Annotated in this window: 16 protein-coding genes; 7 read left to right on the forward strand and 9 right to left on the reverse strand. The window is 70.8% G+C overall.

Annotated features, from left to right (window positions below):
- Positions 1 to 113: 113 nt before the first annotated feature.
- A complete protein-coding gene (locus tag ACFOX0_RS17600; RefSeq protein ID WP_377547032.1) occupies positions 114 to 662 on the reverse strand; it encodes a type 1 glutamine amidotransferase domain-containing protein in 549 nt (182 codons plus the stop codon).
- A gap of 170 nt (positions 663 to 832) precedes the next feature.
- On the opposite strand from ACFOX0_RS17600, the gene rfaE2 reads away from it, so the two are divergent.
- Together rfaE2 and ACFOX0_RS17610 are read left to right on the forward strand one after the other, a co-directional pair.
- On the forward strand, positions 833 to 2,635 hold the full coding sequence (rfaE2, locus tag ACFOX0_RS17605; RefSeq protein ID WP_377547035.1) for a D-glycero-beta-D-manno-heptose 1-phosphate adenylyltransferase: 1,803 nt from the start codon (positions 833 to 835) through the stop codon (positions 2,633 to 2,635).
- Positions 2,632 to 3,537, forward strand: coding sequence for a glycosyltransferase (locus ACFOX0_RS17610; RefSeq protein WP_377547038.1), 906 nt, complete (start codon positions 2,632 to 2,634; stop codon positions 3,535 to 3,537). Before rfaE2 ends, ACFOX0_RS17610 begins: the two co-directional genes overlap by 4 nt.
- A gap of 43 nt (positions 3,538 to 3,580) precedes the next feature.
- On the opposite strand, the gene ACFOX0_RS17615 is transcribed toward ACFOX0_RS17610, so the two are convergent.
- Genes ACFOX0_RS17615 through ACFOX0_RS17625 form a run of 3 tightly spaced genes read right to left on the reverse strand, consistent with a single transcriptional unit; the run spans position 3,581 to position 5,729 of the window.
- Positions 3,581 to 4,693: a glycosyltransferase family 9 protein gene (locus tag ACFOX0_RS17615; RefSeq protein ID WP_377547040.1), complete on the reverse strand. Its 1,113-nt coding sequence runs from the start codon at positions 4,691 to 4,693 to the stop codon at positions 3,581 to 3,583.
- 29 nt (positions 4,694 to 4,722) lie between these two features.
- Positions 4,723 to 5,211: an Hsp20/alpha crystallin family protein gene (locus tag ACFOX0_RS17620; protein WP_377547043.1), complete on the reverse strand. Its 489-nt coding sequence runs from the start codon at positions 5,209 to 5,211 to the stop codon at positions 4,723 to 4,725.
- Positions 5,208 to 5,729: a DUF2231 domain-containing protein gene (locus tag ACFOX0_RS17625; protein WP_377547046.1), complete on the reverse strand. Its 522-nt coding sequence runs from the start codon at positions 5,727 to 5,729 to the stop codon at positions 5,208 to 5,210. Before ACFOX0_RS17625 ends, ACFOX0_RS17620 begins: the two co-directional genes overlap by 4 nt.
- A gap of 198 nt (positions 5,730 to 5,927) precedes the next feature.
- On the opposite strand from ACFOX0_RS17625, the gene ACFOX0_RS17630 reads away from it, so the two are divergent.
- Entirely contained in the window at positions 5,928 to 6,095 is a 168-nt protein-coding gene (locus tag ACFOX0_RS17630; protein ID WP_377547049.1) for a hypothetical protein, read from the forward strand.
- Between the two features lie 105 nt (positions 6,096 to 6,200).
- On the opposite strand, the gene ACFOX0_RS17635 is transcribed toward ACFOX0_RS17630, so the two are convergent.
- Complete coding sequence (locus ACFOX0_RS17635) at positions 6,201 to 6,602, reverse strand: RidA family protein (protein ID WP_449288860.1); 402 nt, start codon at positions 6,600 to 6,602, stop codon at positions 6,201 to 6,203.
- Between the two features lie 110 nt (positions 6,603 to 6,712).
- Between ACFOX0_RS17635 and ACFOX0_RS17640 the strand changes: the two genes are divergently transcribed.
- A complete protein-coding gene (locus ACFOX0_RS17640; protein WP_377547052.1) occupies positions 6,713 to 7,684 on the forward strand; it encodes a helix-turn-helix transcriptional regulator in 972 nt (323 codons plus the stop codon).
- A 62-nt stretch (positions 7,685 to 7,746) separates the two neighbouring features.
- Here ACFOX0_RS17640 and ACFOX0_RS17645 read toward each other — a convergent pair whose 3' ends face one another.
- Together ACFOX0_RS17645 and ACFOX0_RS17650 are read right to left on the reverse strand one after the other, a co-directional pair.
- Positions 7,747 to 7,851: a TraR/DksA family transcriptional regulator gene (locus tag ACFOX0_RS17645; RefSeq protein ID WP_377547387.1), complete on the reverse strand. Its 105-nt coding sequence runs from the start codon at positions 7,849 to 7,851 to the stop codon at positions 7,747 to 7,749.
- A 158-nt stretch (positions 7,852 to 8,009) separates the two neighbouring features.
- Positions 8,010 to 8,936, reverse strand: a complete 927-nt coding sequence (locus ACFOX0_RS17650; protein ID WP_377547055.1) for a class I SAM-dependent methyltransferase — start codon at positions 8,934 to 8,936, stop codon at positions 8,010 to 8,012.
- 181 nt (positions 8,937 to 9,117) lie between these two features.
- On the opposite strand from ACFOX0_RS17650, the gene ACFOX0_RS17655 reads away from it, so the two are divergent.
- The 3 genes from ACFOX0_RS17655 to ACFOX0_RS17665 all read left to right on the forward strand — a co-directional run bounded on the left by ACFOX0_RS17655 (position 9,118) and on the right by ACFOX0_RS17665 (position 13,006).
- The gene (locus ACFOX0_RS17655) at positions 9,118 to 11,550 is read left to right on the forward strand and encodes a glycoside hydrolase family 65 protein (protein ID WP_377547057.1); all 2,433 of its coding nucleotides are present in this window, start codon (positions 9,118 to 9,120) and stop codon (positions 11,548 to 11,550) included.
- A gap of 248 nt (positions 11,551 to 11,798) precedes the next feature.
- Positions 11,799 to 12,344, forward strand: coding sequence for a GNAT family N-acetyltransferase (locus tag ACFOX0_RS17660; protein ID WP_377547060.1), 546 nt, complete (start codon positions 11,799 to 11,801; stop codon positions 12,342 to 12,344).
- 158 nt (positions 12,345 to 12,502) lie between these two features.
- Positions 12,503 to 13,006 carry a hypothetical protein gene (locus ACFOX0_RS17665; protein WP_377547062.1) on the forward strand — a complete coding sequence of 168 codons (504 nt, stop codon included), beginning with the start codon at positions 12,503 to 12,505 and terminating at the stop codon, positions 13,004 to 13,006.
- A 46-nt stretch (positions 13,007 to 13,052) separates the two neighbouring features.
- Here the strand turns inward: ACFOX0_RS17665 and ACFOX0_RS17670 are convergent, their stop codons facing one another.
- Positions 13,053 to 13,376 (reverse strand): hypothetical protein, encoded by a 324-nt coding sequence (locus ACFOX0_RS17670; protein ID WP_377547064.1) that lies wholly within the window; start codon positions 13,374 to 13,376, stop codon positions 13,053 to 13,055.
- Between the two features lie 345 nt (positions 13,377 to 13,721).
- Complete coding sequence (locus ACFOX0_RS17675; RefSeq protein WP_377547067.1) at positions 13,722 to 14,123, reverse strand: GntR family transcriptional regulator; 402 nt, start codon at positions 14,121 to 14,123, stop codon at positions 13,722 to 13,724.
- Between the last annotated feature and the right edge of the window lie 222 nt (positions 14,124 to 14,345).

A 14,345-nucleotide genomic window follows, 5' to 3' on the forward strand; every position in this document is an offset into this window, starting at 1 on the left:
CCCACCCGCGCCGAAACATGCCGCCGGACCGCACCGACGCCGGTCCGATTCGCCGCGCATCGCTCGGCCGGGCCGCCATAAGGTGCGTGGCGGCCCGGCCGGAACGGCTCGGATCAGTGCTTCCCCTCGGCGAACTCCTCGACGATCTTGCTGCAGAAGGCCGGCAGGTCGTCCGGCTTACGGCTGGTGACCAGGCCGTTGTCGACGAAGACCTGCTCGTCGACCCAGGTGGCACCGGCGTTGGCCAGGTCGGTACGCAGGCTCGGCCAGGAGGTCAGCGTCCGCCCCTCGACCACCCCGGCGTCGATCATGGTCCACGGGCCGTGGCAGATCGCCCCGACCGGCTTGCCCGCGTCGAAGAACGCCCGGACGAACCGCAGCACGTCCGGATCGGTCCGCAGAAAGTCCGGGTTCGCCACCCCGCCGGGCAGCACCAACCCGTCGTACGCGCCGGGGTCCGCCTCGGCCGCGGTCACGTCCACGTCGTACGTCTTCGACTTGTCCAGGTGGTTGAACGACTGGATCGACCCGGACTCGAGGGACACCAGGTCGACCTGCGCCCCGGCGGACTCGACCGCCTCGCGTGGCTTGGTGTACTCGACCTCCTCCACGCCGTCGGTGGCCAGGAACGCGATGCGCTTGCCCTGCAGTGCGGTAGCCATGCTGATGGTCTCCTTCCGGGGGAGGTGGCTGCGGTGGGCGACCGGTCGGTCCGCCTTGTCGCCCTCCGCACAATCACCTTCCCGGGCCGCCCGGGACCAAACACACCGTGGCGGACGCCATCACGGCCGGTCCAGGTTTGCCGCCACCGTCCCCGGGGATCCGCGACGACATGGTGACGGGGGCAGCTGAGCAACGCAGACTCGCCGCCGTGGTGACCGGCTGGACCGGACGCGGCGTGCTGGTGGTCGGGGACGCGATGCTGGACGAGTGGCGGTTCGCCGAGTCGGACCGGCTCTGCCGGGAGGCGCCCGCCCCGGTGTTGACCCTCCGCAAGCGCCTGGTGGCGGCCGGCGGCGCGGCCAACACCGCGGTCAACCTGGCCGCCCTGGGCGGGCAGGCGGCCCTGGTGGCGCCGGTCGGCGCGGACGTCGCCGGCGACGAGGTGCACGACTGCCTGGACCGGGCCGGGGTCTGGGACCGGACGGTGTCGCAGCCCGGCCGGCCGACGCCGGTCAAGCGGCGCCTGCTGGCCGGCAACCAGATCCTGGTACGGGAGGACGAGGGCGACGCCGACGAGACGCTCCACGACGAGACGACCCGCGAACTGCTGGTCTCGCTCGCCCGGGCGACCGAGGAGCTGCGTACCGGGACGGCGACCGACCCGGCCCTGGTGGTCTGCGACTACGGCCTGGGCGCGCTGCCCGGGCCGGTCCGGGCCTGGCTGGTCGAACACCGCCGGCTGTACTCGACCGTGGCGTTGGACGCGCACGACCTGACCGACTGGCGCGGGCTCGCCCCGACCGTGGTGACACCGAGCTTCGCCGAGGCGGCCCGCCTGCTGACCGGCTACGGCGGCGGCCGACGGGCTCCCCGCCGACCCGCCGGCGCCGGCCCGGTCGCCCGGGCGCACGGCGAGATCGGGCTCGGGATCACCGTCACCGGGGACGAACTCGCGCTGGCCGGCGGCAACCTGGTGACGGCCGGCGGGAGCCTGCTCGACGACGGCCAGGATCGGGCCGAGGTGGCCCGGTCCCGGCTCGCCGAGCTGCGCGAGCGGACCGGCGCCGACGTGGTCGCGGTGACCCTGGACACCGACGGGGCGGTGGTCGGCGGCGCCGACGGTGAGCCCCGGCGCAGCCACGCGACCCCCGTCCCGGCCAGCCACACGGTCGGCGCCGGTGACGCGTACCTCGCGGCCATGACGCTGGCCCTGGCCGCCGAGGCGCCGTTGCACGTCGCCGCCCAGCTCGCCCAGCTGGCCGCGACGGTCACCGTCGCCGGCACCGGTACCTGCATCTGCCACCGGGACGATCTGCTCGCCGCGCTCGGCGTTCAGACCCCGCAGTACGCCGGGCCGAACGTCGTCGAGCCGGGCGGGCTCGGCGCGGTGGTGGAGCGGCACCGGCGGGCCGGTCACTCGATCGTGTTCACCAACGGCTGTTTCGACGTCCTGCACCGGGGTCACGTCCGGTACCTGGAGCAGGCCCGCGGCTTGGGCGACCTGTTGCTGGTGGCGGTCAACTCGGACGACAGCGTGCGCCGACTGAAGGGACCGGACCGGCCGGTGAACCCGGTCGAGGACCGGGTGGCGGTGCTCGCGGCGCTGTCCTGCGTGGACTACGTGGTGGTGTTCGAGGAGGACTCGCCGACCGCGTTGATCGAGACGGTCCGGCCGGAGGTGTACGTCAAGGGCGGCGACTACCCGCCGGAACTGGTGCCCGAGGCACCACTGGTGCACGAACTCGGCGGCGAGGTGCACACCCTCGGCTACGTACCGGACCGGTCCACCTCGGCGATCATCGACCGGATCCGCTCCCAGGCCACCGGCACCGGCACCAGCACCGGCACCGGCACCGGCCCGCCCGCCGGCCGGCCGACCACGGCCGGCCCGTCAACGCCGGCCGGCCAGCCGACCGCCACCGGCCCGTCGACGGCGGAAGAAGGTTCCTTCGTCACCGGCGAACGGCGGTGAACCGGCCGCTGGACCCGGGTTCACCCGACCTGTTCCGCCGGGACCGGCTGCTGGACGTCCTGATCCCGACCCGCGACCGGCCCGCCGAACTGGCGGTCACCCTGGCCGGGCTGGCCGCCCAGGATCGGCCGGCGGAGTTCGGCGTGGTGGTCAGCGACCAGTCCGACGGGCAGCCGTCCTGGGCGGCGCCGGCGGCCGCCACGCTGGTCCGGGCGCTGCGCCACCGGGGCCGGCCGGTGCTGCTGACCCGACGGCTGCCGAGGCGCGGGCTGGCCGAGCACCGCGCGTTCCTGCTGGACCGGTCGGCCGCCCGGTACGTGCTCTGCCTCGACGACGACGTCTGGCTCGAACCGGGCACCGTCGACCGGCTGCTCGCCGCCATCGAGGAACTGGGCTGCGGCTTCGTCGGCAACGGCCTGCACGGGCTGTCCTATCTGGACGACGTACGACCGGAGACGCACCGGCTCTACGAGCCCTGGCCGGGCCGGCCGACGCCGGAGCGGGTCCGACCGGACACCCCGGCCTGGGACCGGGCCCGGATCCACTCCGCGGCCAACCTGTTGCACGTCACCGCGGAACTGGGCCTGACGGACGGGCGATGGCAGGCGTACAAGGTGTCCTGGATCGGTGGTTGCGTGCTCTTCGACCGGGCCAAGCTGTTGGCCAGCGGCGGTTTCGACTTCTGGCCCCGGCTGGACGAACGGCACCAGGGTGAGGACGTCGCGGTCCAGCTCGCGGTGCTGGAACGGTACGGCGGCGCCGGCGTCCTGCCCAGCGGCGCGTACCACCTGGAGTCGCCGACCACGGTGACCGAGCGGGACGTGGAGGCCTGGGAGGTGTTGCTGGACCTCGGCGCGGACGGCAGGTCCGTCCGCCCGGCGAACCGGACGGACGGATCGTGAACCCCGGCGGGCGCGGTGGCGGAAGCTGCCGGCACCGCCGCCGCTACCGGTCCCGGGTGCCGGCCAGGTCCGCGACCGCCGCCAGGACCTCCACCACCGGTACGTCGGTGACGTACGACTCCCGGTGGTCGCAACTGCCGGTGCTCGGCCGGTCCGGGTAGACGTCCCCGCCACCGTCGACGCCGCAGACCGGGCAGTTCACCGTCCACGAGCCGATCGGCCGGTGCCGGGCCCGCAACGGTGTCGCGCAGTTGATCAGATTGCCCACCCAGAAGATGCCCACGGTGGGCGTACCGACCGCCGCCGCGACGTGCACCGGTCCGGTGTCGTTGGAGACCAGCACCGCGCAGCCGGCCAGGAACCCGACCAGCCCGCTCAGGGACAGCTCACCGGCGAGCGAGCGGACCGGCAACCGGGCCGCCTCGACCACCCGATCGGCCAACGGCCGTTCGTCCGGCGCGCCGGTGACGTAGACGTCGTACCCGTCGGCGACCAGCCGGTCCGCGACCTCGGCGAAGCGTTCGGCGGGCCACCGGCGGCGCGGATCACTGGCCCCCGGATGCAGCGCGGCCCGCGGCCGGCCCGGCGGGCCGACCACGGCGGCGGCCTCGGCCCGGTCCGCCCCGGTCACCGCGAGCCGCGGCACCAGGCCCACCGGCGGGGCGCCGACCAGGCCGGCCACCTCCAGGTAGCGGACCACCTCCGGCTGGTAGTAGACGTACCGCAGCCAGCGGTCCAGCGGCGGCGCGTCCGGCGCCCGCAGCCCGGCGGTGAGCCGGGCGCCGAGCGCGGACACCAGCGGGTTCGAGTTCGCCCCGCCGCCGTGCATCTGCACCGCCAGGTCGAACCGCTCCCGCCGGGCCGCGGCCAGGAACTCCGCCATCGCCGCCGCCGGGTCCGCGGTCTCGTCCGACCCGGCGGTACGGATACCGGGCGCCGGCGGCACCACGAGCACCCGGTCGACCGGGCCGGGCCGGTCCCGCAGCAGCCCGACGTGCCAGGGCGCGCCGAGCAGGACCAGTTCGGCGTCCGGATAGGCGGCCTTCAGTGCGTCCAGGGCCGGCAACGTGAAGATGAAGTCCCCGAGCGCGTTGGCCCGCAGCACGGCGATCCGGCGTACGTCCGGCACCAGCCCCCGGTCATCGTCAACGTTCATCGGTCGCGGTTCTCGGTCGTGGTCGTCGGTCATCCCGGCGGTTGCCGCACGGCCGTGGCGCCGAGGTCGGGCCGGGGCGTCGCCGGGTCCCGGTGCACGCGGGATCCCTGGCCGGCCTGCTCCCGGCCGGCCGCCGGGGCGCCCGGATGCGCCGCCGGACCGGCGCCGGGGAGCCGGTCGTACAGCCGGCTGCCGACGGTGATGCTGCGCCGCCGACGCGGAACGGACCGGGGCAGGAACACGGTGAGCAGGCCGTGGTCCATCACCGCATCGATCCGGTCGGCGTCCGCCGCGTCCGGCAGCCTCACCCGGTGTGCGAAGGACCGGTGCCGGGCGCCCGCGCGGGGCAGGCCCTGGTCGGCGTTGACCTCCTCCTCGGAGCGGGCCCGGATGCACAGCTCACGGTCGTCGAGTTCGACGGCCACCTCCTCGGGCGCCACGCCCGGCAACCGGGCCACCACGGTCCAGCCGTCGCCGATGTCGGTCAGCTCGACGTCCGGCGGGCCGCCGCCGGTCAACGGGACTCCCGTTGCATCTGGGTGAGCTTGCTGTTGACCGGTCCGCGGGGCCGCAGCGAACTGCTGGCGTTCAGGTCGGCATCCAGGTCCACCCCCACGCCGAGCCGGTCCACCAGTTCACCACCGAACCAAGCCCCGGCCGCCACGCCGGCCAGGGCGACCACCTCGATGGCCAGCACCCCGCCACCGGCGCTGTGCCCGATCGCCGAACCGCGAACGGTCCAGACGCCGGCGAAAAGCAGGATCACCCCGGTATTGATCAACGCGTGCAGCACGCCGATCCGTTTGGCCCGGGTTCCGGCCGGGATGGCCAGCAGGTCGAAGACGCCGGCCAGCGCGGCCAGCACGCCACCGATCAGGCCGGCCAGGATGTTGTAGTACGCCAACTGACCGAACAGCGGCGGGCCGCCGAACAGGTCGACCAGGTCGAAGATCACCCCGGCCACGAAGAGCGCCACCGGAAACATCACCAGCATCGGGTGCACCGGGTGCCCCAACACCTTGATTCGGCTCTCCATGGTCGCCTCCAGGCCGGGATTCGCGCAGCCCCACCAGTGTGCTGGGCCAATTCCGCCCAGGTGACCGGTTTGGCCATATCCCGCCGACCGAGTGGGCCCGCTCCGGCCGGAATTCGCTCCTCCTGCTGCCGCCCCCGTCGTTTGCCGCCCGCCGCAGGCGGGGATGCGGCGGCAACGCGGGGGACGGGGGGGACGGTCATGCCGGTCACGGTCAAGAAGATCTTCGCCTGGTTGGGCGTGGGATTCCTGTTCTTCTTCATGGCCTTCCGGCCGGACGGGGCGGCCCAGATCTTCAAGGCGATCGGCGGCGTCCTGATGGCGGTCGCCCAGGGGCTCGGTGACTTTCTCACCAGCCTGATGACCTGACGCCAACCATCCCCGACAATCCCCCCGCCCAATACCCGAGACAGTTCTCGCCCTGCCGCTCGGGCCGGGTTCCACCGGCACGAGCAGCAGAGCGGCGAGGTCACATCAAGCGACAGCAGTCCCTTCGAGCTCGATCATCTGGCCGGGGATCGCCAGTCGGCTGACGCCGAGCATCGTGGTGGTCGGCGCCACCCCGGCGGCCCCCAGACGCGACGCGAGCAAGCCGTAGTGCGGAAACAGCCCGTCGACGTCCGTGGTGTAGACGTTGAGCCGGACGAGGTTCGCCAGGGACATGTCGGCCGCGGCGAGGACGCCCTCCAGGTTGTCGATGCTCAGCGACAACTGTGCGGCCATGTCACCTTCGTGCTGCGGCTTACCGTCCTCGCTCATCGCGGTCTGCCCGGAGCAGTAGAGGGTTCGGGTGTGACCCGAGATGACCTCACCCTGGTTGAACCCCATCTCCACCGACCACGTCCACGGGTTGACCGCCGCGCGTTCCACTGCCACGTCTGCTCCATTCGGTTCATTGACGGTGCGCACGTCATCACTGACGCCGCGTCGAGGAGCCTGCCAACAAAACACGACATCTCTTGTCGTGTTTTCGATAAAATTCCTGAATGCGCGCCGAACGATTGATGTCGATGGTCCTGCTGCTGCGCCAGCGCGGCCGGCTGACCGCGGACGCCCTGGCCCGAGAGCTCGAGGTGTCCACCCGCACCGTCCTGCGCGACATCGAGGCGCTCTCCGCGTCCGGCATTCCCGTCTACGCCGAACGGGGTCGGCACGGCGGTTTCGCGTTGCTGCCCGGCTTCCGCACCGAACTCACCGGCCTGAACCACGACGAGGTCCTCGCCCTGCTGACCGCCGGGCCGGGGCGCGGAGAGCAGGTGTTCGGCCTCGGGCCGGCGCTCGCCTCGGCCATGCGCAAGGTGGTCGACGCAATGCCTGAGAACCACCGGGCCACCGCAAGCGACGCGGCCCGGCGATTTCTCGTCGAACCGGAGACCGACCTGCTCTCACGCCGGCCGGTCATCGAGGACGTCCCGGAAACGACGATGATCGTCGTCCGGCGCGCGGTGCTCGCCGGACACCAACTACGCATTCACTACGCCGCCACAGGCCAACTCCCACGGTGGCGCACCGTGCATCCGATCGGCCTGGTCACCGTACGCGACCGGGCCTATCTGCTGGCCACGAGATGCGGCGAGGAACGCACCTACCGGCTGTCGCGGATGCTTGCCGCCGAGGAGCTCCCCGAACCCGCCGAACGACCGAGCGAGGTCGATCTCGACCGGGCCTGGCGGGAACGCTGCGCGCAGTTCCTGTCCGACGGCCACATCGCCGCGCTGGTGCGGGTGAGCCCCGCGCGGCGAGAAGACCTGCTGAGTGCCGCGGTGGCGGTCCGCGCCGAGGAGTCCGACGCAGACGGCTGGCTGCGACTGGAAGTGACCTTCCAGGATCTACGACATGCCGAGTGGGCGCTGTGGCAGCTCGGCATGGGCGCGGAAGCCCTGGCTCCGGACGAGTTGCGCGCCGCCCTGCACGACCGGGCCACCGCGTTCGCCGCCCGCTACGAGACGGTTCCCTGAACGTCTGTCGCCATCAGCGGACACCTGGCGCGCACCGGCCACCGCCCGCCCGTCCGGACGGTCTACGCGCACGAGACGCAGCAGCGAGCGAACGGTCGTACGGCGAGCCGCTCCTCGGCGATCGGCTGCCGGCACCGCTCACAGACGCCGTAGGTCGCCGCGTCCATTCGACGCAGCGCGTCGTCCAACTCGGCGATCCGCTCCCGCGTGGCGGCGCGGTCGCGGCTACACGTACTGCTGAACCGGTCGCCGTGGGCCGCCCAACGGGTGGCGGCCCACGACGGACCGCGTGCGACCCACTCGGACTGCCGGGACGCGTGCCCGGTCAGCCGGCCGCCACCGCGGTCGCGACGCGGTTCCAACCGTCGCGGTAGCGGGGGCCATCGGCGGTCGGGTAACGAGCGGCCAACTCGCCCAGGCCGACGTCGTCGTTGACGGTCAGCCCGTGCCGGGACAGTGTCGCGGCGATCGTGTCGGGCGTGAAGGCGCTGTGCAGGGGCTCCCCCCGCCGGGCGACCATCCGCTCGACCCGGCGGGCTCCCGAGTGGCCGGCCGCGCGGTCCAGCGCGTCGGCTTCGACATAGTCGAGCACCAGCGAACTGCCTCGCGCGGTGACCCCGCGCAACTCGGCGAGGGTGGTCTCTAACGCCTCCGGCGTCAGGTACGGCACCACCCCGAGCCACAGGAACAGCGCCGGTGCTCCCGGGTCGAAGTCGTGCTCCCGCAGTCGCGCGCCGACGTCGTCGACACCGAAGTTGCACGGAACGTACGTCGGCCCGCCGGCCTCGTCCACGATGGTCGACCCGTGCGGCCCGCCTGGCGTACGCCCCGACCCGGTCGGGCCTGCCGTCGCCCGGAGGCGGTCGCGTTTGGCCTGCTGCGTCGTCGGCACGTCCACCTCGAAGAACCGGGCGGCCCCGGGCAGGCGGTGCGCCGTGGTGTCGAAGCCGGCGCCCAGCAGCACCACCTGACGCACGCCGGCACGGGCCGTCGAGCGGATCGCGTCGTCGGCGTACCGCGCCCGCAGGACGACGTGCCCGTGCAGGCCGGGACACCAGCGGTCGAACAGGCTCACCGCCAGGCGGGCGGCGAACGCTGACCGGGCGGGCACCAGGTACGCGGGCCGCCGCACGAAGTGTCGAGCCATCGGATCGACCAGCAGTCGCCGGCCCTCCGGCAACAGCGACTCGGCGGCCCGCATGGTCGCGGTCGCCTCTGCCGTGTCACTGTGATTGTGCGTGAGCCGCGACATCTCGATCCTTCCCGCGCGATACCCGACGATGTCACCCTGCTGATCGAGCGCGGGCAGCGTACCGCGCGAAAGGGCCGGAATCAGGCACGGCCCCGAGGTCTTCCGAGCCGTGACACGCCGAGCAACGGCGGTCGCGCCGGTCGACGCCGGACTGCGCCCCGGCATGGTTATTGTTTCGCCCATGTTGAAACGTGGGTATGTCCTGCCGCCGGAGCACCTTTATCCGCCGGATGAGTGGCGCATCGTCGAGACACGCTACTCCGACGAGTACGTGTCCCGCGCTGAGACGGTCTTCGCCCTGGGCAACGGGTTCCTGGGGGTGCGCGGCACCTTCGAGGAGGGCCGCCCCGCCCGGTCGCCCGGCACCTACGTCAACGGCTTCCACGAGACATGGCCGATCGTCCATGCCGAGGAGGCGCACGGCCTCGCGCGGGTCGGTCAGACGATCATCAACGTGCCGGACAGCACGATCTTCAAGTTGTACGTCGACGACGAACCGTTGTTCCTCGCCACGGCGCGGATGCAGGACTACCGGCGGGTCCTGGACATGCAGGCCGGCACCCTGACGAGGGAGTTCGTCTGGGCGCTGGCCAGCGGCAAGCGCGTGCGGGTCCGCTCGTCCCGGCTCGTCTCGTTCGAGCACCGGCACCTAGTCGCGATGACCTACGAGGTCACCGTGCTCGACCACGGTGCGCCGGTGACGATCTCGTCGCAGGTGGTCAACCGCCAGGACAGCCGGCCCGTGGACGAGATTCCCGAGCAGCGGCCCAGCGACCCACGGCTGGCCAAGGTGCTGCCCGAACGGGTGCTCAACGCCCAGGTCATCGAGCAGGCGGACGGCCGAATCCTGCTCGGCTATCGCACCACCAACAGCAACATGACCCTGGCGGTAGGCGTGGATCACGTCGTCGACGCGGACTGCCCGTTCCAGGTCGAGGCCTCCGTCGATGATGACGGCGGGGAAATCCTGATCACCGCGGACGCGCCGCCGGGGGTACCGATCCGGATCACCAAATTCGCGACGTACCAGGGTTCCCGGTCCATCCCGGCGCGCGAGCTGGTCGACCGTAACCGCCGGACTCTCGACCGGGCCCTGCGGGTCGGGTTCGACGCCCTCGTGCGGCAGCAGCGCGAACAGCTCGACCAGTTCTGGGACCGGGCCGACGTCCGGGTGGAGAGCCGCAGCGACCAGGTGCGTCGCCAGCAGGCCATCCGCTGGAACCTGTTCCAGGTGGCGCAGGCGTCGTGGCGGGCCGAGAACGCCGGCATCTCCGCCAAGGGGCTGTCCGGCCACGCCTACGACGGGCACTACTTCTGGGACACCGAGATCTACGTGTTGCCGTTCCTGTCGTACACCCAGCCCAAGATCGCGGCCAACCTGTTGCGCCACCGGCACAGCATGCTGGACCGGGCCCGGGAGCGGGCGGCGGTGATGAGCCAGAAGGGCGCCCTGTTCCCGTGGCGCACCCTCACCGGCCAGGAGGCATCGGCCAACTTCCAGGCGGGCACGGCTCAGTACCACATCAACGCCGACATCGCGTACGCGCTACGGCGCTACAGCAACGTGCAGGGCGACCTTGACCTGATCGGCGAGGTCGGGGCGGAGATCCTGGTCGAGACCGCCCGGCTCTGGGAGGACCTCGGGTTCTACGGCGCGGATGGCAAGTTCCACATCCATGGGGTGACCGGACCGGACGAGTACACCACCGTGGTCAACGACAACACCTACACCAACCTGATGGCCAGGCTCAACCTCAGCTACGCCGCCAGCAGCGTGCGGCGTTTGCAGCAGGAGCAGCCCGACACCTACATCGCGCTCGCGCACGAGGTCGGGTTGGGCCCGGACGAGGTCGAGTCGTGGGAGCGGGCGGCGGCCGCGATGCACGTTCCCTACGACCCGGAGCGCGGCATCCACCCGCAGGACGACACGTTCCTCAAGCGCGAGGTCTGGGACCTGGAAAACACGCCGCGGGAGAAGTTCCCGCTGCTGCTGCACTTCCACCCATTGGTGATCTACCGGTACCAGGTGATCAAGCAGGCCGACATCGTGCTCGCCATGTTCCTGCTCGGCAACGAGTTCTCGCAGGAGCAGAAGCAGCGCAACTACGAGTACTACGACGCGCTGACCACGGGCGACTCGTCGCTGTCGGCGTGTGTGCAGAGCATCCTGGCCGCCGAGATCGGCAACGAGCGGCACGCCCTGAAGTACTTCAACTACGCGCTGCTGATGGACCTTGCCGACATCGCCGGGAACACCTCGGACGGGGTTCACATCGCGTCGTCCGCCGGCGTCTGGTCCTCGCTGGTCTTCGGCTTCGGTGGAGTACGCGACTTCGACGGGGATCTGTCCTTCGAACCCGCCCTCCCTCGCCTGTGGGACAGCCTGTCGTTCTCGCTGCGGTTCCGGCACCGGCAGGTCAGGGTCCAGCTCACCCGAGACGAGGAGCGTTATCTCATCGACGAGGGCGAACCGCTGGAGATCACCGTTCGGGGTAAGCAGCATCTGCTGAGCCCGGGGACCCCGTTGGTCATCCGGCAGGTCCCGCGCCCACGGCTTCGGCAGGCCGGCGCACGCCACAGCGAGGTTGCCGAGGTCGCCGAGCAATCCGCGTGAGGCTCGCCAGCGCCGTCGCAAAAGTTCGTCAGGATGCTGGACGGAAGCAGGTCACCGCCCAGGCGACACATCGCTGAGATGGAACCCTGACCAGCTCTCATGCTGGTCAGGGCCTTTCCTTGAGCCGCCTGACGGAATCGAACCGTCGACCTACGCATTACGAGATCGAGCGGAGCCCCAATCGGTTTGTGCCTAGAGCCCTTTGCTCGCTGGTGTTGCTGCCGGCGCTATGCGCGATACTTCCCGTCATGATTCGCCATGGCCTTGTGGAGTTCAGGCAGATCTCCGACCCGTCCGAGATCAGTGCCCGCCAGACACGCGAGCTGGTCGAGTGCTGGATCACGGTGGCGAACACCGGCGGTGCAGTGGGTTTCGCGTTCCCACCCGTCGGATTGGAACAGGTCGCTCCCGTGGCCGAGCGCCTCATCGCCGACCTGGACCCTCAGCGCAGCAGGCTCCTGCTGGCGATGGTCGACGGGGCGCTGGCGGGTTGGCTGAACCTATCCCGTCACGTGGATCCACTCGTGGCTCACTGGGGCACCGTCAACCGTGTCCAAACACATCCCGGCTACCGAGGGCGCGGGATCGGCGCAGAGATGATGCATCGGGTTCGGCAGATCGGCCGTGACGAGATGGGGCTTGAACAGCTGCGCCTTTACGCGCGAGGCGGAGTCGGCCTAGAAGACTTCTACGGTCGACTTGGCTGGAAAGAAATCGGCCGGTGGCCCGGAGCGCTGCGGTTTGGCGCGGGCGATGACCGAGACGAGATCCTTATGGTCCTCGCCCCGCTGTGACTTGTTCTCATCACACTGCCAGCGTGGCCGGCCGGCACGGCCGATGCCGGCCGCAGGTCGCCAGCAGGCCGGGGCCGGGCCGGCGCGGCCCGCTTGCGGGCCGCCTTGATCGACACTGCTCGGGCGCGGTGACGGTAGGCGTTTGGGCATCCCAGTGGATGACGGCTCAGGTTCAGCTCAAGCCGACCACTCGCGCCCGGTATGAAGTAGCGCTGCGCCGGCAGATCCTTCCGACCTGGGCCGAGGTTTCGCTCTCGGCAGGCTCCTACAGGAGGTGGCGGCGTTCGGCCGTGGCTGCGGGCGCCAACGTCAAGGCGGTACAGCGGATGCTTGAACATACCTCGGCGTCGATGAGGCTGGACGTGTACGCGGGTCTGATCGGGGACGACCTGGACGCGGTGGCCACCCGGCTGGATGAGGCGGTCGCGGCACGGGATGCGGACTATTGCGGACCGGGATGGTCGGTGGCGCTGTTGTTGATCTCGGAAAACGACGAAGCCCAGGTCGTTGACCTGGGCTTCTGCACCGAGCCGCCTGACGGAATCGAACCGTCGACCTACGCATTACGAGTTGATCGGTGCATTGTTTTGGGACTGGCATCGGCTGGCATCCCCGTTCCGTCGCCCCTGCTAGACGCCTCAGTGCCAGTCAGTGCCACCTGATGCCAACCGCGCTACTGCAACGGGATGGTGCAACGGAAGAATGTCGTCAACTGCGCGACAGGTCGTCGGTGGCACCGTTGACGGAATCGAGTGGGGCGGTATTCAGCGCGTCCTCGGCGCCGCATCCGTAGCCGCGGTAGTACTCGTTGCGGGGTGCGCTGGCGACGGCGGTCGCGAGGTTCCGCTCGGCTCGGCGGGAGTTGGCGGCCAGGCCGATGAGACCGAAGCCGAAGCCGACCGCGAACAGCGCCCATGCCCTACCGCTGAGCTGCTCGTCGATGAGCGCCAGCCCGGCGGAGATCAGGACTGCCAGGACGGCCACGCCGACGAGGACGGTGACCGTCTTGCACGTTCCAGCCTGCCGCATCATCGCTTTCCCCACTCCCCCGTGCTACGCCGTTGTAACAGTCCGGTCTCTACTGCCATCGCGAGTCGACCACACAACGTTTCCGTCCGACACCCAAGCGCGCTGTCGGCCATCGTCACCCGATCGTGGGCTTGACCAGCGCGGACAGGCGACGCCGGTACAAATTTGAGACGCTCCGTAGTCCCACTGTCCGGACTCGCCCGAAACTTTCACACGTACTGTAATCGTGGCGGTTGAATACTCAACATCGGCTATATCGATACCCAACGTTACGGTTCAGATAGCGCGAAACCAGTGTCACAGGGCCGCGACCCTTTTGTCATGATCGCCGATCTTCCTATCGGCTGGTCAGCGGATCGTCAGCGTCGTCCGGTCAGCCGGATACACCCGCTCGCGTCCACCGATCGACACGACGAGCACCGGCACACCCTCCGGGATGTCCAGCCGTGCCCGCTCGGTCGGCGTCGGCAGCCGGCCGGTCACCTCCGCCCCGCGCGGCACCGACACCCGCTGACGCTCCATCGGCTCACGCACCCGGGTACCACGGCCAGGGGCAACGTCGACCAGGCCGTCCGCGCGCAGCAGCGCCACCGCCCGCCGGACAGTGCCGCGGCCCACCCCGTACTCCTGAGTCAGTCTCGTCTCGGACGGCAGGGGCTCTCCGGGCGCCCACTCGCCGGCGGCCAGCCTGGCGCGCAGGATGTCGGCCAGCTGGAGATGCCGCGGCACGCCCGAGTGGGAGTTGATCACATTGTGGACGGTATGAGGCGATGATCAAACAATCGGTGGGGGCAATGATCGATTGTTCGAACCACCGCCTTTACCTGCGGTGATGCGGGCGTGCGACGGGGCCCCGGGACGCGGTCCGGAGCCCCGCTGTACGCAGGCCCGACCCGCATCGACCCCGCCCGGCCAGCGTAACGGTCGGGCCCGACGCCACACCTGCCCGACCGGGGCGTCCGGCCGCTACTC

This window comes from Micromonospora zhanjiangensis, assembly GCF_042650605.1.
Classification (GTDB): Bacteria; Actinomycetota; Actinomycetes; order Mycobacteriales; family Micromonosporaceae; genus Micromonospora_J; species Micromonospora_J zhanjiangensis.